Here is a 16,667-nt window from a genome sequence, read left to right on the forward strand (position 1 = left end):
CGAAGACCCCAAGAATGCATTTGACATCTTCAGCTCGCCTGGATCAACATCCAATTCACTCAGGGCGCGATGAACGGGCAGACAATCTCGCCGTCGACGATGGCCCTGATTAAAAAGAGTCCACAGATAGACTCAAAGGGCCGTTGGAAACTAGGAGTTGAGTCGATGCCGTACGACCGCTGGCACAAGTCGCGCCCGAAAGACGGGGAGTCGACCTGCAAGGAACACGGCAAAGTCCCGACGCGGGATCACGGGACGGGGAAGCGGTGGCAGGCCCGATGGCGCAACCGGGAAGATGTCCAGCAGACGGAGCTGTTCCGCACCGAGGTCGAAGCCCGCAGGCACGAGACCAAGATGCGGTCCGGAGTGGACGACGGCTCGTACATCAACCCTCGTGCCGGCGAGGTCAGGGTCGGCGAACTCGCCCTTACGTGGCTCAAGGGGCACGAACACAAGAATCCACGGACTTACCGACGCCACAAGGAGCGGATTCACCTGCACGTCGTTCCTACCGCAGTGGGGAAGATGCGCGTAAAGGACGTGAACGCCTCATCTTTGCTGGACTGGCTGCACGACCGTCGCAGGCTGCTCGAAAGTTCCACGCTGCGCCTGGTCTTCGACAACCTTCGGGCCGTCTTTGACCTGGCCGTGGACGACAGCCTGATACACAAAAATCCGTGCCTCGCCAAATCGGTGCAGAACGCCAAGCCGAAGCGAGGAGGTGGCGGCCGGGCAGAGCTGACCCTGACATGGGAGGACACCGAGAAGATCCGTGCCGAACTTCCCGACCGCTATAAAGCACTCGTCGACTGTGGTCGCGGCCTGGGTCTTCGGCAAGGAGAGATATTCGGCCTGTCACCAGAAGATATCGACTGGGCGCATCCGGACGGCGCCATGGTGCACGTGCAACGGCAAGTAGTCCACGACGGCTCGTTCCTCGTATACGCCCTCCCCAAGGGCGGAGACGACGAGGATCCGAAGGACCGGTGGGTCGAGCTGACCGACGACGTGGCCATCCCCCTGCGCGAGCACATGCAGAAGTACCCGCCGGTCGAGGTGACGCGACCATGGGGCAGCAAAGGCGGCGACCCGGTCACGGTGCGGCTGATCTTCTACACCCGGGAGAAGACCGCCATTCAGTCGAATTGGTTCAACTCCTACCGCTGGAAACCCGCCCTGGCGTCGGCCGGCCTCATCAAGCCCCTTGAGCCCGACGCGAAGGGGCGACGCTGGGAGAAGTCCCGCGACGTGATGATGCACGCGCTCCGACACCTGTACGCGTCGATGATGATCAACGGCGGGGTGGACGTGTACACGCTCGCGGACCGCCTCGGACACGCCGATCCCGCGTTTACCCTGCGTAAATACGTGCACCGGGTCGTGGGAGCCGGTTCCAAGGTCCGCATCGCGGTCCGTAGCGCCTACAGCAGGGCCGCGTGACTCCTGCTCCGTTCGGCTTGTGCAACAACCGTGCAAGATGATCTTCAAGAGGGGTCATTTGCCCAGGTCAGAAGCTTTGTGCATGAGTTCCGGGACATCTGAAAGCTCTGAGGAAAAGTAGCCCGAAACTCCTCCTGGCCTGTACGTATGCGAGCCAGGAGGGGATTCGGCTTCGTCTGTGGGACTTCTCAAGGACGTTCGGACCTCCTCGGCAGTCCCGAAGTGGACGGAGACGAGTGCGTGCCGGCCGATGCCCGAGTGCTGGTGTTCAGGGTTGCAGTACGCGATGAACGCGTCGAACCACTCGCGGGCGTGGGCCAGCGAACCGAACCGTTCGGGAGAGTCCGACATGCACTTCGCGGTCTTGGACTGTGCCTCGCTGTAAGGGTTGTCGCAGGACCTTCGGCCTGGAGTGCGACCTCGTCACGCCCAGGTCGATCAGCAGTGGGGAGACCTTCTTCGACGTCATCGAGGTGCCGCGGTCCGCGCGCACGGTCTGGGGCACGATGCCCTTGGGGGCGATGCTCGCGGATCAGCTCCTCGGCCCGCACGGCGGATTCGGCTCGCTCGACGGTGTGGCCGACGATGTACCGGCTGAAGACGTCGATGATCATGTAGGCGTGATACCGGACGCCCTAGTCGGTCCGGCCGCCTTGGCGATGTCCCAGGTGAACACCCGCGAGGGCCCGGTGGCGACCAGCTCGGACTTCGCCTTGGCGGGACGGGCGGCCTGCCGCCGGCGCACACCGGACTGCTCCTGCTCGCGCCGGATCCGGTACATCGTCGTGACGGAGCAGGAGTGCCCGGCGCCCAGCTCGCGGGCCCAGATCTGCGCGGGCGACAGCGCGGCGTACTCGTCGCCGTTCATCAACTCGCGTACCGCAGAACGCTCTTCGGCCGTCAGGACCGACGGCTGCACCTGCGGGGCACGTGCTGTGCGTGGTGGTGCCGGCCGGAGCGGGCGGTAGTACGTGGCGCGGGAGCGCGGCCGGTCAGCCGACAGGCCGCCGTGCTGCCCAGCTGGGCCTCGACGTCGGTGAACGCCTCGTCCACGACAGGATCAGCAGGCTTCGGCCCACGCTCTCGGAGATCATCCTCCCTACCCGGCGCACGACCGCACCCGGCCCGCGTCCGGGTCCTCCTTGCCCACGCGCACCTGCCCGCTGCCATCTTGCCCACGCGCACCTGCCCGCTGCCATGGGGCTGCGCTAACCTGTGGCTGTCGGTTCTGTCTGCTGACTCTGCGTCATCACGGGGGCGTGCATGTCTCACTATTCGAGGCCGTTAGGTTCATCCGGCGGACCGCATATGCCCGGGGCCAGTCGACGGATCATGGCCTGGCTGATCGACTTTGTTCTCGTGGTCGCGGTAGCCGTGCTTCTCGGCTCCTTCACCTTCCATCGCATCAGCGCGCTGATGACCGACACCACCGAGCTGGTCGGCAGCAGTGCCTGGACGGTTCTCACCTCGGGCGGTCACCCTCTCGCCGCCACCGAGCAGGGGTGGGACCACATCTGGGGCTCCGCCGTGAGTGCCGTCCAGCAGGCTTTCGTCGCGTTGGTACTCATCACCTTCGCCTACCACTTCACGGCGCTCGTGCTGACCCACCGCACGGTGGGCAAGCTGTTGCTCGGCCTGCGCGTCTCCCCCACTGAGCCGGGTGTCCTCGGGCCTCGCCGGGCCGCGATCCGAGCCGGTGTCACCACGCTCGCCGACGTCGGCTGCTTCGCGCTGGCCTGCTACGTGCTGATCAGCGGCTCAGTCGCGCTGTCGGTGTTGTGCTGGATGGTCGCGGTGACCGTCTTCTGGGCCAACGGCGTCCCCGCCCTCCGGGGCCGAAGGCTCTCCCTCGCCGACCGCCTGGCCGGTACCACCGTCGGCAACATCACGCTGCCCCAGCCCGATTGGGGCGCCGCACGGCGGGGTGTCTCCCAGACGATGGACCTGGGGCTCACCCGGGCCCGTGACAGCCGGGCAGCCTGGATGAACGTGGTCCAGAACACCCCGGACAACATGCAGAGGGTCGCCGGGTACGAGACCGTGCGGCGAGTTGCCGACTCCGAACTGAGCCGCGCTGCGGCGAGCAAGGGCCGGGCTGCGTTCGGCCGCGCCAAGACCGCCACCCGCAAGCGCCGCGAAGACGTCCCCCCGCTTCCGCCTCACACCCCTCTCACCGACTTCCGCACCCCCGAGGCCCCCGTCCCTTACCCCCAGCGTCCCCCGGGGGCACCTCGTCCACCGACCGACCGGAGGGACTGACCTTTTCCCGGCGTGAGGGCCGTCAGGCAGTACCACGCCGCTGTCGGGACAGCCCTTGGGCCGGTGGCCTCCACGAAGCGGATACGGCGCGCCGGTGCGTGCAGTGATGACGGCGGGCAGGGTGCCGCCGAGGACGCGTTCCAGCGGCGAGGCGGTGTCCACGACGGTGATCGGGATGCCTCAGGCTCCGGCCGCCTCCATACCGAGGAAACCGGCGCCGACCACGCCGCCCGAGCCGGGTACGCCAGCCGGTGGCGGAGCCCGGCTCGGGCGTCGTCGGTCATCAGGACCCCAGGATCTCGCAGGGCATCGGCTGAGCGCCAGGCACTCGACATCCAGGTTGTAGTGCTCTCGTTGCCGCTCCACCCTCCCTGGCCTGCACGGCTCTCAGGGCCGGCCGAGCTGTTCGGCGCGGGCACGGCACCGGACTTCGGACCAGCGAGGGGCAGCGAGGGCTTCTCCCGCCTCGCGGCGGGCGGAGTCCCCTGCGACTTCCGGCACACCGGCCACCCCGGACCACCGCTGGGCCGACGCACCCGGCACGGCCATCGAGGAGTAGTTCGGCAACGTCCCCGGCAACCACAGCCCCCGCTTCACCCCCGGCCTCGCCGCACCCCCCGCGGTCATGCCTCGGTGTCCGCCCGCGCTCACCTGCTTTGGCGCCTGACCGACCCGGCACCCTCGCCGGTCCTGACCACTCCGGAGGACGCGCGACTGCCGCCTCGCCGCGCGCGCCTCTCGCCCGCCGTCCGGGAATCGGGGCCAAGGCGATGCCGTGGTGATCAAATCGTTGCCGCACCGCGTACAACCGCGTACAGCCCTCTCCTGTCCCACAGTCAGCCAAGGGGGATCAACCTCCGGCCGGTGCGCCTGCGCGTCCGGTCCAGGCTGCGAGGGGTAAGGGCGAGCTCGAAGATGCGAAAGACGATGTGGAAAGCGGCGGTGGCCGGTGGGGTGGCGGTCGTGTTCACGGGGGCGGCGGCGGTGCCGGCCGGGGCTGCGGAGGGCGGGGTCTCCTTCAGCCGGGTGTCGGTGAACGGCGGGAAGCCGATCGTGATCGGGGTGAAGGAGGAGGTCACGGTGCAAGCGGCTTTCCGGATGACGACCACACTCAAGTACGACTTCGGGCCGACGGTGTTCCCCTACCGCGGCAAGCCCGACGGCGGCGACACCCTGCACAGCTCCGTCATCACCAGCGACTGCAAGGTGGCGGACAAGGCGAAGGGAATCTGCGACTTCAAGGAATGGCTGTACATCGACCCCCGGGACCATGACTTCGGGAACGAGGACGCCGGAACCTGGCGAACTGCCGCTCGGGTCTTCCTCGCCGGCGACGCCTACGACACCGACGACAAGGACCTTCCGTTGCAGGTCAAGCGGGCCACACGCGTCACCGTCAACGCCTCGCCGGAGCCGGTCGTGAAAGGGAAGACGCTCACCGTGACCGGGCTGGTCACGCGGGCGAACTGGGACACCCACACGTACCAGGGCTATGGGGGCCGCACGGTCAGCCTGGAGTTCAAGGCGGCGGGAGCCTCTTCGTACGCAGCGGTCAAGAAGGCGATGTCGAGCACATCGGGGGCGCTCAGGACCACGGTGAAGGCCACCGGCCCGGGGACGTGGCGGTGGACGTACTACGGGAACCCCACCTCCGGGGCGAAGTCGTCGACCGGGGATTACGTCGCCGTGCGGTAGGCGATGGGCGGCGCGCGGTGCGCAACGGGCGGAGGCCGGTGGGCGACGGGTGGCCTCCGCCCGAGGAGCTCCCGGACCCGCCCGTAGACTCCGGCACCATGACGGCCACCGCTCCCGCATCTCTCGTCCCGGTCGCGCCGGCCGGTCTGACCCGCAGGGCCAGGAGGTTCGTCGAGGCGGAGGGGATCCGCGTGCCCCGGCAGGGCATCGAGCGTCACCGCGACGCCTGGATCGAGCACGGTGTTCCGGCTGCCGAGATCGACCGTGCGGCGGCCTTCCAAGACCGTTGGGGCGGCCTCGCGCTGCCCCCGGCGCCCTTCTACGAGAGCGGCCCACGCATCCTGGGCGCCGACCTTCCCGAGGGCTCGTCCACCGAGGGCTGGTACATCCCTGCCGGGGACTGCCGGGTGTCCATGGCTTACGGCTTCATGATCGGCCCCGGGGGTGAGTTCGGCATCTACGGCTCTCGTTGGGCACCACTGCATGCCAGTACCGAGGGCTGGGTGGAGTCATTGGCACTGGCCGGCCACGCGAGACGCTGGGCCGGAAACATGACGAGGGTCGCCGGCAAGGCCGTCGACTCCCTCGACCTCGCCGGGTATGCGCCGGTACCCGAGGTGCAGGGCTTGACCGATACCTGGTGGCGGGGCAAGCACACACTCGTCGCCCTCTACCAGGGCGAGGCCGTCGGCATGGACGCTCCGCGATGCCTGGAAGCCCATGTCTACGAGGGCCTTGACGAGTGGGGTCTCCAGGGCGGCTGACCGTTCGCCGGCTCCGCGGACCTGAGCACCGCGTTGGCCGGACCGGCCAGCTGTCACGCCCGTGGGCGACGGCCACGGGCGAGGGTGGCGATGACGCCGCGGTTCCGTGCCGCGGTCAGGTCGTGTGCTGAGCACGGCAACGCGTCTGAAGCCCCCAGCAGATGCACGGCAACGCGTCTGAAGCCCCCAGCAGACGCGCAGCAGGATCAGTGATGACCTGCACGTTCGTCCCGTGGCACTTCTTCTCCCCCGGGTAGTACTGGGGGTGGGCGGCGATGCGGTCGATGAGCAGGGCTGTGCCGTCGAGGATCACGTACGTCCTCTTCCGTACGGTCGCCACGGCCTGCGCAGGCGTAGGAGCGCGAAGGGCCGGGAGCCCAGCCGCCTCACACATGCAGTGGTGGTCGGTCGCCATCCCGATGCGGAAACCGCTTCCAGCCCCCGGCAGCGCCATGGAGGGTGCGCGGGGCGCTTCCGTGCCCGGTGGCATCAGAGCCTGCACCGGCTTCCGACGATTCGTCAAGTGGCTGATTCGTTACCGGATTTAGTCGATCCCAGGGTTGCGCAGGACTGGCCGCGAGAGGGCTCGGGGTCGTATGTTCTGGCCCACAACATTCAGCGCGGCAGATCAACCGATACCCCGCCGAAGCAGGTCAAGCGCGCCCTTTTGTCACCACACCCCGATGTGAACCACCCGTGGGCCGGTGCTCACCCGGCCTCGCTCCCAGAAAGGACCCTGCCCATGCGCAAGGGACTCCTCCTCACCACCGCCTCCATGGCGCTGCTGACGACTCTCACCGCCTGCGGGAACTCCTCGTCGGACAGCGCGTCGTCGGGTTCCGACGGCACGAAGGCGAAGATCGGCGTGATCCTCCCGGACAGCAGATCGTCCGCCCGCTGGGAGACCGCCGACCGCCCGTTCCTCACCAAGGCGTTCAAAGCCGCCGGTGTCGACTACGACATCCAGAACGCGCAGGGCGACAAGCAGGCGTTCCAGACGATCGCGGACCAGATGATCAGCAGCGGCGTGAACGTCCTGGTGATCGTCAACCTCGACAGCGGCACCGGCAAGGCGGTCCTGGACAAGGCCAAGTCCCAGGGCGTGGCCACCATCGACTACGACCGGCTGACGCTCGGCGGCTCCGCCCAGTACTACGTGAGCTTCGACAACACGGCGGTCGGCAAGCTGCAGGGCGAAGGCCTGGCCAAGTGCCTTGCGGACGGGAAGGCGAAGAAGCCGGTCATCGCCGAGCTGAACGGCTCGCCCACCGACAACAACGCCACGCTCTTCGCGCAGGGCTACAACAGCGTCCTCGACCCGAAGTACGCCTCCGGCCAGTACACGAAGGGCCCCAACCAGTCCGTGCCCGACTGGGACAACGCTCAGGCAGGCACCATCTTCGAGCAGATGCTCACCAGCCAGCCCAAGATCGGCGGGGTGCTGGCGGCCAACGACGGTCTGGGCAATGCGGCCATCGCAGTGCTGCGCAAGAACCACCGCAACGGCCAGGTGCCGGTGACCGGACAGGACGCCACCGTGCAGGGGCTGCAGAACATCCTGGCCGGCGACCAGTGCATGACGGTCTACAAGGCGGTCAAGAAGGAGGCCGACGCGACCTCCGAGCTGGCCATCGCCCTGGCCAAGGGGCAGAAGGGGAAGACCGATTCCAGCGTCCAGGACCCCGAGGGCAAGCGTGAGGTGCCCTCCGTACTGCTCACCCCGGTCGCCATCTACAAGGACAACGTCAAGGACGTCGTGAACGACGGATTCGTGACGAAGGCCGACCTGTGCGCCGGCAAGTACGCCGACCTGTGCACCAGGTCCGGCATCCAGTAACCCCCTCCAGCCCGGACCCCCTCGGCCGGCCGCCGGGTCCTGGGACCGACGCACCCGCTGCCCGGGGCCCGCGGCCACGACTTCAGGAGCCGTCCTCCATGACTGAGACCCCCATCCTTCAACTGCGCGGAATCAACAAGAGTTTCGGCGCGGTGCAGGTGCTGCATGATGTGGCGTTCAGCGCCCACCCGGGCGAAGTGACCGCTCTCGTGGGCGACAACGGCGCCGGCAAGTCCACCCTGGTGAAATGCATCGGGGGGATCCACTCCACCGACGCCGGCGAGTACTGGTTCAACGGCGAGCAGGTACAGATGCACAGCCCGCGGGACGCCGCCGCGCTCGGGGTGGAGATCGTGTACCAGGACCTCGCCCTGTGCGACAACCTCGACATCGTCCAGAACATGTTCCTCGGCCGGGAGAAGCGCAGCGGCCTGGTCCTGGACGACGCGACCATGGAGGAGATGGCAGCCAAGACCCTCGCCGGGCTGTCGGTCAGGACCGTCAAGTCCCTCAGGCAACGGGTCTCCAGCCTCTCCGGCGGTCAGCGCCAGACCGTGGCCATCGCCAAGGCCGTGCTGTGGAACAGCAAGCTCGTCATCCTCGACGAACCGACCGCCGCGCTCGGCGTCGCCCAGACGGCCCAGGTCCTGGAACTGGTGCGGCGGTTGGCCGACAACGGCCTGGCCGTGGTGCTCATCTCGCACAACATGAACGACGTCTTCGCGGTGTCCGACCAGATCGCCGCTCTCTACCTGGGCCGGACGGCCGCCCAGGTCAGGACCTCGGACGTGACACATGCCCAGCTCGTCGAACTGATCACCTCGGGCCGCAGCGGGAGCCTCGGCCTCACCGAGACCAACGGAGCCGCAGCATGAGCACCGCCGTAGCCCCCGAGAGGCCGGAGCAGCCTCATGGCCCTGCCGCATCCCGCGAGGAGAGCGGGGTCACCGCCCTCGATGTCCGTTCACTGGCCCGCGGCTACCGCGACCGGCTGCGCGGCGGCGAACTCGGGGCCCTGCCCGCCGTGCTCGGCCTGGCCGTGCTCTGCGTCTTCTTCGGGATCCTGAGCCCCGTCTTCTTCTCCGAGCTGAACTTCGCCAACCTGCTCACCCAGGGAGCAGGCAGTATCGCGATCGCCATGGGGCTGGTCTTCGTCCTCCTCCTCGGGGAGATCGACCTGTCCGCCGGGTACGCCAGCGGTGTCTGCGCCGCAGTCCTGGCCATCCTTCTCACCAACCACGGATGGCCGTGGTACGGCGCCGTCGCCGCGGCCATGCTGACCGGAGTGGTCATCGGCCTCCTGCTGGGCACGCTGGTCGCGAAGATGGGCATTCCGTCGTTCGTGGTCACCCTGGCCGCGTTCCTGGGCTTCCAGGGCATCGTGCTGATCCTGCTGAAGGAAGGCACGAGCGTCTCCATCGAGGACAAGACCCTGCTCGCCATCGCCAACAACAACCTCTCCCCCGCGGCCGGATGGCTTCTGCTGGCAGGCTGCGTCGCGGTGTACGCGGCGATCCTGCTCCGCCGCAACCACAACCGCCGGCGTCGGGGCCTGACGACCACCCCGTCGATGCTGATCGCCCTCCGTCTCGGCGTGCCGACCGTGCTCGGCGCCGTGGCCGTGTACCTGCTCAACCAGGAACGCAGCCGTAACGCCGTGGTCGTCTCGCTGCAGGGCGTGCCCATCGTGGTGCCTCTGATCGGCTTCCTCCTCGTGCTCGGCACGTTCGTCCTCCAGCGCACGCCGTTCGGTCTCCACATCTACTCGGTCGGCGGCAACCCCGAGGCGGCGCGCCGGGCCGGCATCAACGTCGCGTTCATACGGATCGCCGCTTTCGTGATCTGCTCCGCCATGGCTGCGGTGGGCGGCATCATCGCGGCCTCCCGGGGCAACTCCGTCGACCCCAACACCGGCGGGAGCAACGTCCTGCTGCTCGCCGTCGGTGCCGCAGTCATCGGAGGTACCAGTCTCTTCGGCGGGCGGGGCCGGGTCGTCGACGCCGTCCTGGGCGGGATGCTGGTGGCCGTCATCCAGAACGGGATGGGACTCATGGGCTACAGCTCAGGGGTCAAGTACGCTGTCACAGGTTCGGTTCTGCTGGTGGCCGCGGGTGTGGACGCATTGTCCCGACACCGGTCCGTACAGCGATGAACGCTTCGTGCCCCCGCGACAATGAGGTCCCCGTGCCATGAAAGCCGGTCATTCCCAGGAAGAGATCCGACGGCACAACCTCAGCACCCTCCTGCGTCAGGTACACATAGGAGGGCCCGTCTCCCGGGCCGTTCTCGCCGATCGCATGGGGCTCAACCGCAGCACCATCCTGGGACTGGTCACCGAACTGACCACAGCCGGGCTCGTACTCGAGGAGCTTCCGCGCGACACCGGCCGCGCGGGGCGGCCCTCGCTGGTCGTACGGCCGGAATCGGCACACACGTACGTGTTCGCGTACGACGTCGGAGTGGACCGCCTCGCGGCCGCCCGCATCGGACTCGGCGGTGTCTTCCTCGACCGTCGTGAAAGCGCCTGGCCCCTGGACGTACCGACCGAACCCGGGAAGGTCGCCGGCGTTCTCACCGGCTTCGCCCGGCAGATGCTGGCGGCCGCGGAGCCCGGAAGTCGCTGCGTCGGCGTCGGCGTGGCGGTACGGGGCATAGTCCGCCACCCCGACGGCCTGGTACGACACGCGCCGAACATGGGCTGGACGGATCAGGACTTCTGCGCGGAACTCGCCGGCCGGCTCAGTCTGGGCGTTCCCATCGAGGTGGACAACGAGGCAAACCTCGGCGCCCTCGCCGAACACCTGCGGGGGGCCGGAGTCGGCCATGACAACGTCGTCTACCTCCACGGGGACATCGGAATCGGTGGCGGCCTGGTCACTGGTGGCCGTCTGCTTCGGGGCACGGACGGCTACGGCGGCGAGGTCGGTCACATGATCGTCAACCCGCGGGACGGCAGCCTCTGCGGATGCGGTGCCCGCGGCTGCCTGGAGGCGGAGGCCGGCGAACGTGCGCTGCTCGCCGCCGCCGGCCGCGACCCGCAGGCCACCGGTCAGGAGGTGGTACGCGCCGTCGTCTGCGCCGCGGACCGCGGGGACATCGTCGCGCGCGCCGCGCTGCACCAGGTCGGCGACTGGCTCGGCGTCGGTGTCGCCAACCTGGTCAACGTCTTCAACCCCAGCGTCGTCATCTTCGGAGGCATGCTTCACGACGTGTTCCTGGGCGCGGCCGCACAGATCCGCAGCCGCATCAACGTCAGCACACTCTCCGCCTCGCGCAAGAACCTCCGCCTGCGCGTCAGCGCACTCGGCGACGACGCCGTTCTCGTGGGCGCCGCCGAACTGGGCTTCTCCGCGCTGCTCGCCGATCCCTTGGCGATTATGGCCGGCGCTCCGGGAGAACAACCGGTCCCGGCGTCTTCCAAGTAGCGCCCCTTCGCGACCGGACCCCCGGCAACTGCCGCTCGTCCCGGACCTGATCACCGGTCCGACCCTGCTGCGAACAGTGCGCCGGTGCTGCCCTGCCCGCACGCCTGGGCAGGCCGCCGGCCCCCTGCACCCGGACGCCCTATTCGCCATCACCCCATCCGGGCGGGGCGGCCCGCGGTGCGCCCCCGAGGTGCTGTGCACCCCCTTCCACCCCACTCCCCTTGGACGAAACATGCCCCATCATGTTGATCGCCGCTCCTGTTCCGCCGGTCGCGCGGAGCTCTCCCCCGGCCGTGCGGCCGAGCCCGGCAAGAGGAGCTGAACGGTGCGTAGATGGCTGTCCGCCCCCGGCGCCGAGGCCGAACCGGCTGCGATATGGGCGCTGTGCGCCCTGATGACTGCGACCTTCTGCCTCGTGACCACGGAGCATCTGCCGGTCGGTCTCCTTCCCGAGATCTCGTCCGGTGTCGGGGTGTCCCTGTCGGCCGCCGGTCAACTGGTCACGGGGTACGCCATCACCGTGACGCTGCTGACCGTGCCGCTGACGTACGCCACCCGCCGGGTCCCGCGCCGCCCGCTGCTGCTGGGCCTGCTGACGGTGTTCGTGGTGGCCGGCCTCGGCTCGGCCCTCGCACCGAACTACACCCTGTTGCTCGTCTCGCGCGCCGTGACGGCACTGGTGCACGCGGTCTTCTGGGCAGTGGTCACGGTCACGGCGATAGGACTGTTCGCACCGGCGGTCCGGGGCCGGATACTCGCCACGGTGTACGGGGCCGCCTCGACGGCCACGATCGTCGGCGTGCCGGCCGGAAGCTGGGTCGGCCAGCACGCCGGCTGGCGTGTGGCATTCCTGGCGCTGAGCGGGATCGGGCTGCTCGCGCTGGCCACCGTGGCGCTCTTCCTGCCGGCCACGGCCGTCGCCGACCCGCGCACCGACGACAGCGCCGCCCCGGACACGTCGCGCTATGTCGTGCTCCTGGTGACGATCGTCCTTGCGCTGGCGGGCCTGTCGTTGGCTTCCACGTACACGGTGCCGTTCCTCACCGACGTGAGCGGGTTCTCCGCGGCGGCGGTCGCCCCCCTCCTGCTGCTGCGCGGTGCGGCCGGTGTCGCCTCGGTGACCGTCGCCGGCAACCTCGGGGACCGCCACCCGAACATGGCGACGACGGTGCCGGTGGCCATGCTGTCCCTGTCACTGATCGGGATGTACCTCGCGGGGACGGTGCCCCTCGTGATGGTCGTACTGACAGCGATCTCGGGTTTCGCGGTCTTCGTGATGATCACGACGCTGACGAACGAGCTTCTGGTGGTCGCGCCCGGCAACCTCTACATCGCCTCGGCCGGAGGAAACGCCGTGTTCAACGCGGGCACGGCCATCGGCGCAGCGTCCGGCGGAGTGGTGCTGTCGGACATCAGCGTCCGCGACACCGCACTCGCGGGTGGCCTGCTGGTTGCCGCGGCCGTGATGGTCCTGCTCGGGGACCAGATGTTCCGACGGGCTCCGCGCGCGGCACACGAGAGGGCCACCGACCTCCCGTAGGGCGGTCACGCCGGGCCCACCTGCCGCTGGCACCACTTGGCACCGCTTGGCGCCACTCGGCGCCACTCGGCGCCAGATGGTGCCAAGTGGCGCCTCCGCATGTCGCCACACATGCATGGACGCACCTGGCGCCACACGTAGAACGACCGGCGTCAATCACATCTTCGCAGGTCAGAGAGACACCCACCACCCAGACAACCGCGAATGACACCGCACGGCTTGCGCATGGCACCATCATGGTGCCATGATGGCGTCATGGACCTCACCCCGTATGTCGACACCCTCCGCCGCGAACTCGCGGTGGCTGCCGAGGCCGGCGGCGACGACGCCCGCGCGCTGGCAGAGAGGCTCACCGCCCCCCTGGAGTCGGCGACCCGGCTGACCATGCTCAACGTGCTCTCCGCCGCGATGGACGAGATCACCCGTGAACTCGCTCCCGGCTCGGTCGACGTACGACTGCGCGGGCTCGACCCCGACTTCGTGGTGACACTGCCGGCCACCGGTATCGCCCCCGCGGAGCCGGCCGCTCCCGCCGAACCGCTCAGGACCCCGCCCCCGACGGACGGCGACGAGGGGGGCACCGCCCGCGTCAACCTCCGGCTGCCGGCCCACCTCAAGGCGCGCGCCGAAGAGGCCGCGAGCCGCGAAGGCCTGTCGGTCAACGCATGGCTGGTGCGAGCCGTGTCGGCCGCGGTCGACGGCGGCACCGGGCCGCGTACGACAGAGAAGAGCCAGACGCTCGGACAGGGCTACACCGGCTGGGTGCGTTAGCCGCGCCCCCAGCTCGCACCACTTCACCCACACCACGTCCCACCAGCGGGGACGCCACCAAGACCCAAAAGGACGGGACAGCCATGCCTTCTTTCGACACCTCCGCGCCGATCTCGGTCACCGCACACGTGGACGCCGGCTCCATCCAGTTCACCGCGGGCGACCGCACCGACACCGTCGTCGAGGCGCGGCCCCGCGATCCGAAGAAGGACCAGGACGTCCGGGCGGCGGAGCAGACCGAGGTCACCTACGCCGGCGGCGCACTGACCATCCGGACGCCCAAGCAGCGCTACCTGATCGGCCGCACCGGCACCGTCGACGTAGCGGTCGAACTGCCCACGGGATCGAACATCGATGTCACGGGCGCCTGGGCGCAGGTGCTCGGCGAGGGCCGGCTCGGCGAGGTCCGCGTGAAGACGTCGTCGGGCGACGTCCGTCTCGACACGACCGGCCCGCTGCATCTGACCGCGTCGCACGGCTCGATCACCGTGGACCACATCGAGGGCAAGGCCGAGATCACCACCAGCTCCGGCAGCCTGCGCGTCGGCCTCGTCGACGGACCCGCCGTCCTGAAGAACTCGCACGGCACGACGACAGTCGGCGCCGCGACCGGCGAGTTGCGGGTGAGCGGCTCCAACGGCGACATCGACATCGCCCGGGCCGAGGGATCGGTGACGGCCACCACCGCCCACGGGACCCTGCGGGTCGCGGAAATCGCCCGCGGCACCGCCCAGTTGGAGACGAACCACGGAGCCATCGAGGTCGGTATTCGCGAGGGCACGGCGGCCTGGCTCGACGTCAACTCCGGTTCCGGCCAGGTACGCAACACCCTCACCGCGTCCGAGACCCCGGCGGAGACCGAGGACACCGTCAAGATCCACGCGCGCACCCGGTACGGCAACATCGACGTCCGCCGCGCCAAGGCCTGACCTCCGCGACGCCCGGCCTCTACTCGCGCAGCCCCCAGCTCAGCCCTCAACGCCACCCCCGGACACCTTCAGCCTTCGAATGGGAGGGCCCCGTGCCTTCGTCTGTCATGCCCACATCCAAAAGCGCCAACAACCAGAAGCTGCCCGCCATCTCGGCGAACGGTCTGCGCAAGTCGTACGGCGACAAGGTCGTCCTCGACGGGATCGACCTGCACATCCCCGCGGGCACGGTCTTCGCCCTGCTCGGCCCGAACGGCGCCGGCAAGACCACCGCCGTGAAGATCCTCTCCACACTCGTCACCGCGGACGCCGGCGAACTCCACGTGAACGGCCACAACCTCACCACCGACCCCCAGGCCGTACGCGCCGCGATCGGCGTCACCGGACAGTTCTCCGCCGTCGACGGCCTGATCACCGGCGAGGAGAACATGCACCTCATGGCCGACCTCCACCACCTGCCCAAGCAGGAAGGCCGACGAGTGACCACCGAACTCCTCGAACGCTTCGACCTCACCGACGCCGCGAAGAAACCCGCCTCCACCTACTCCGGCGGCATGAAACGACGCCTCGACATCGCCATGACCCTCGTCGGCAACCCCCGGATCATCTTCCTCGACGAACCCACCACCGGACTCGACCCCCGCTCCCGCCACACCATGTGGGGCATCATCCGCACCCTCGTCACCACCGGCGTCACCGTCTTCCTCACCACCCAGTACCTCGACGAAGCCGACGAACTCGCCGACCACATCGCCGTACTCAACCACGGCAAAATCGCCGCCCACGGCACCGCCGACGAACTCAAACGCCTCATCCCCGGCGGACACATCCGCCTCCGCTTCACCGACCCCACCACCTACCGCACCGCCACCACCGCACTCACCGACACCACCCACGACGACCAGGCACTCACCCTCCAGATCCCCAGCGACGGCAGCCAACACGCCCTACGCACCCTCCTCGACCGCCTCGACACCGCCCACATCCAAGCCACCGAACTCACCGTCCACACCCCCGACCTCGACGACGTGTTCTTCGCCCTCACCAGCCCCACCCAACTCCCCCACCAGACCAAGGACACAACCCGATGAACACCCTCACCCTCGCCGCCCGCGACTCCCACACCATGCTCCGCCGCAACCTCCTGCACGCCCGCCGCTACCCCTCCCTCACCCTCAACCTCCTCCTCACCCCGATCATGCTCCTGCTCCTCTTCGTCTACATCTTCGGCGACGTCATGAGCGCCGGCATCGGCGGCACCAACCGCTCCGACTACATCGCCTACATCGTCCCCGGCCTCCTACTGATGACCATCGGCAGCACCACCATCGGCACCGCCGTCTCCGTCTCCAACGACATGACCGAAGGCATCATCGCCCGCTTCCGCACCATGGCCATCCACCGCGGCTCCGTCCTCGTCGGACACGTCATCGGCAGCGTCCTGCAATGCATCACCAGCGTCGTCCTCGTCGGCGCCGTCGCCGTCGCCATCGGCTTCCGCTCCACCAACGCCACCACCCTCGAATGGCTCGCCGCCTTCGGACTCCTCGTCCTCTTCGCCACCGCATTCACCTGGATCGCCGTCGGCATGGGCCTCATCAGCCCCAACGCCGAAGCCGCCAGCAACAACGCCCTGCCCATGATCCTGCTCCCCCTGCTCTCCAGCACCTTCATCCCCGTCGACACCATGCCCGGCTGGTTCCAGCCCATCGCCGAATACCAGCCCTTCACCCCCGCCATCGAAACCCTCCGCGGACTCCTCCTCGGCACCCAGATCGGCCACAACGGATGGCTCACACTCACCTGGTGCCTCGGCCTCACCGTCCTCGGATACCTCTGGGCAACAGCGAAGTTCAACAACGACCCGAAGTAGCAAACGATCCGGTCGCCGGCCCGAAGGCCGCAGGCCTACTCGTCCCGCCCCCGGGGCGGCGCACTCCGACATCCCGTCGGCGTACGCCGCCCCGCCGCGTGCCACCCGCACCGTTCGCGGGGCCGGTGGACCGC

Annotated in this window: 15 protein-coding genes; 13 read left to right on the forward strand and 2 right to left on the reverse strand. The window is 68.7% G+C overall.

Going from position 1 to position 16,667, the window contains the following annotated elements:
* The first annotated feature begins 165 nt into the window (after nt 1–165).
* A complete protein-coding gene (locus OG538_RS07625) occupies nt 166–1,440 on the forward strand; it encodes a tyrosine-type recombinase/integrase (protein WP_406091393.1) in 1,275 nt (424 codons plus the stop codon).
* A gap of 610 nt (nt 1,441–2,050) precedes the next feature.
* Here the strand turns inward: OG538_RS07625 and OG538_RS07630 are convergent.
* Nucleotides 2,051–2,308, reverse strand: a complete 258-nt coding sequence (locus tag OG538_RS07630; protein ID WP_406091395.1) for a hypothetical protein — start codon at nt 2,306–2,308, stop codon at nt 2,051–2,053.
* A 440-nt stretch (nt 2,309–2,748) separates the two neighbouring features.
* Between OG538_RS07630 and OG538_RS07635 the strand changes: the two genes are divergently transcribed.
* From OG538_RS07635 to OG538_RS07645, 3 genes are all read left to right on the forward strand, one after another.
* The gene (locus OG538_RS07635; protein WP_406091397.1) at nt 2,749–3,699 is read left to right on the forward strand and encodes an RDD family protein; all 951 of its coding nucleotides are present in this window, start codon (nt 2,749–2,751) and stop codon (nt 3,697–3,699) included.
* Nucleotides 3,700–4,614: 915 nt separating this feature from the next.
* Entirely contained in the window at nt 4,615–5,394 is a 780-nt protein-coding gene (locus tag OG538_RS07640) for a hypothetical protein (RefSeq protein ID WP_406091399.1), read from the forward strand.
* A 98-nt stretch (nt 5,395–5,492) separates the two neighbouring features.
* Complete coding sequence (locus tag OG538_RS07645) at nt 5,493–6,158, forward strand: hypothetical protein (RefSeq protein ID WP_406091401.1); 666 nt, start codon at nt 5,493–5,495, stop codon at nt 6,156–6,158.
* 115 nt (nt 6,159–6,273) lie between these two features.
* Here OG538_RS07645 and OG538_RS07650 read toward each other — a convergent pair whose 3' ends face one another.
* On the reverse strand, nt 6,274–6,498 hold the full coding sequence (locus OG538_RS07650) for a hypothetical protein (protein WP_406091403.1): 225 nt from the start codon (nt 6,496–6,498) through the stop codon (nt 6,274–6,276).
* A gap of 402 nt (nt 6,499–6,900) precedes the next feature.
* On the opposite strand from OG538_RS07650, the gene OG538_RS07655 reads away from it, so the two are divergent.
* The 9 genes from OG538_RS07655 to OG538_RS07695 all read left to right on the forward strand — a co-directional run bounded on the left by OG538_RS07655 (nt 6,901) and on the right by OG538_RS07695 (nt 16,533).
* Nucleotides 6,901–7,995 carry a sugar ABC transporter substrate-binding protein gene (locus OG538_RS07655; protein WP_406091405.1) on the forward strand — a complete coding sequence of 365 codons (1,095 nt, stop codon included), beginning with the start codon at nt 6,901–6,903 and terminating at the stop codon, nt 7,993–7,995.
* Nucleotides 7,996–8,093: 98 nt separating this feature from the next.
* Nucleotides 8,094–8,870, forward strand: a complete 777-nt coding sequence (locus OG538_RS07660; protein ID WP_406091407.1) for an ATP-binding cassette domain-containing protein — start codon at nt 8,094–8,096, stop codon at nt 8,868–8,870.
* Nucleotides 8,867–10,147 carry a sugar ABC transporter permease gene (locus tag OG538_RS07665; protein ID WP_406091409.1) on the forward strand — a complete coding sequence of 427 codons (1,281 nt, stop codon included), beginning with the start codon at nt 8,867–8,869 and terminating at the stop codon, nt 10,145–10,147. The genes OG538_RS07660 and OG538_RS07665 overlap by 4 nt, the downstream gene beginning before the upstream one ends.
* A gap of 37 nt (nt 10,148–10,184) precedes the next feature.
* The gene (locus OG538_RS07670; RefSeq protein WP_406091411.1) at nt 10,185–11,420 is read left to right on the forward strand and encodes an ROK family protein; all 1,236 of its coding nucleotides are present in this window, start codon (nt 10,185–10,187) and stop codon (nt 11,418–11,420) included.
* Between the two features lie 325 nt (nt 11,421–11,745).
* A complete protein-coding gene (locus OG538_RS07675) occupies nt 11,746–12,960 on the forward strand; it encodes an MFS transporter (protein WP_406091413.1) in 1,215 nt (404 codons plus the stop codon).
* Between the two features lie 255 nt (nt 12,961–13,215).
* Nucleotides 13,216–13,731 (forward strand): hypothetical protein, encoded by a 516-nt coding sequence (locus OG538_RS07680; RefSeq protein WP_406091415.1) that lies wholly within the window; start codon nt 13,216–13,218, stop codon nt 13,729–13,731.
* Between the two features lie 83 nt (nt 13,732–13,814).
* Nucleotides 13,815–14,660, forward strand: a complete 846-nt coding sequence (locus OG538_RS07685) for a DUF4097 family beta strand repeat-containing protein (protein WP_406091416.1) — start codon at nt 13,815–13,817, stop codon at nt 14,658–14,660.
* 107 nt (nt 14,661–14,767) lie between these two features.
* A complete protein-coding gene (locus OG538_RS07690) occupies nt 14,768–15,751 on the forward strand; it encodes an ABC transporter ATP-binding protein (RefSeq protein ID WP_406091418.1) in 984 nt (327 codons plus the stop codon).
* Entirely contained in the window at nt 15,748–16,533 is a 786-nt protein-coding gene (locus OG538_RS07695) for an ABC transporter permease (RefSeq protein WP_406091420.1), read from the forward strand. Before OG538_RS07690 ends, OG538_RS07695 begins: the two co-directional genes overlap by 4 nt.
* The last annotated feature ends 134 nt before the right edge of the window (nt 16,534–16,667 follow it).

It is taken from the genome of Streptomyces sp. NBC_01013 (genome assembly GCF_045162765.1).
Classification (GTDB): Bacteria; Actinomycetota; Actinomycetes; order Streptomycetales; family Streptomycetaceae; genus Streptomyces.

What these genes read in the sequence shown, in the direction of transcription:
- OG538_RS07640 (WP_406091399.1), top strand. Translation starts at nt 4,615, where the DNA reads ATGCGAAAGACGATGTGGAAAGCGGCGGTGGCCGGTGGGGTGGCGGTC.
- OG538_RS07635 (WP_406091397.1), top strand. Translation starts at nt 2,749, where the DNA reads ATGCCCGGGGCCAGTCGACGGATCATGGCCTGGCTGATCGACTTTGTT.
- OG538_RS07660 (WP_406091407.1), top strand. Translation starts at nt 8,094, where the DNA reads ATGACTGAGACCCCCATCCTTCAACTGCGCGGAATCAACAAGAGTTTC.
- OG538_RS07630 (WP_406091395.1), bottom strand. Translation starts at nt 2,308, where the DNA reads ATGAACGGCGACGAGTACGCCGCGCTGTCGCCCGCGCAGATCTGGGCC.
- OG538_RS07685 (WP_406091416.1), top strand. Translation starts at nt 13,815, where the DNA reads ATGCCTTCTTTCGACACCTCCGCGCCGATCTCGGTCACCGCACACGTG.
- OG538_RS07670 (WP_406091411.1), top strand. Translation starts at nt 10,185, where the DNA reads ATGAAAGCCGGTCATTCCCAGGAAGAGATCCGACGGCACAACCTCAGC.
- OG538_RS07655 (WP_406091405.1), top strand. Translation starts at nt 6,901, where the DNA reads ATGCGCAAGGGACTCCTCCTCACCACCGCCTCCATGGCGCTGCTGACG.
- OG538_RS07680 (WP_406091415.1), top strand. Translation starts at nt 13,216, where the DNA reads ATGGACCTCACCCCGTATGTCGACACCCTCCGCCGCGAACTCGCGGTG.
- OG538_RS07690 (WP_406091418.1), top strand. Translation starts at nt 14,768, where the DNA reads ATGCCCACATCCAAAAGCGCCAACAACCAGAAGCTGCCCGCCATCTCG.
- OG538_RS07625 (WP_406091393.1), top strand. Translation starts at nt 166, where the DNA reads ATGCCGTACGACCGCTGGCACAAGTCGCGCCCGAAAGACGGGGAGTCG.
- OG538_RS07695 (WP_406091420.1), top strand. Translation starts at nt 15,748, where the DNA reads ATGAACACCCTCACCCTCGCCGCCCGCGACTCCCACACCATGCTCCGC.
- OG538_RS07645 (WP_406091401.1), top strand. Translation starts at nt 5,493, where the DNA reads ATGACGGCCACCGCTCCCGCATCTCTCGTCCCGGTCGCGCCGGCCGGT.
- OG538_RS07665 (WP_406091409.1), top strand. Translation starts at nt 8,867, where the DNA reads ATGAGCACCGCCGTAGCCCCCGAGAGGCCGGAGCAGCCTCATGGCCCT.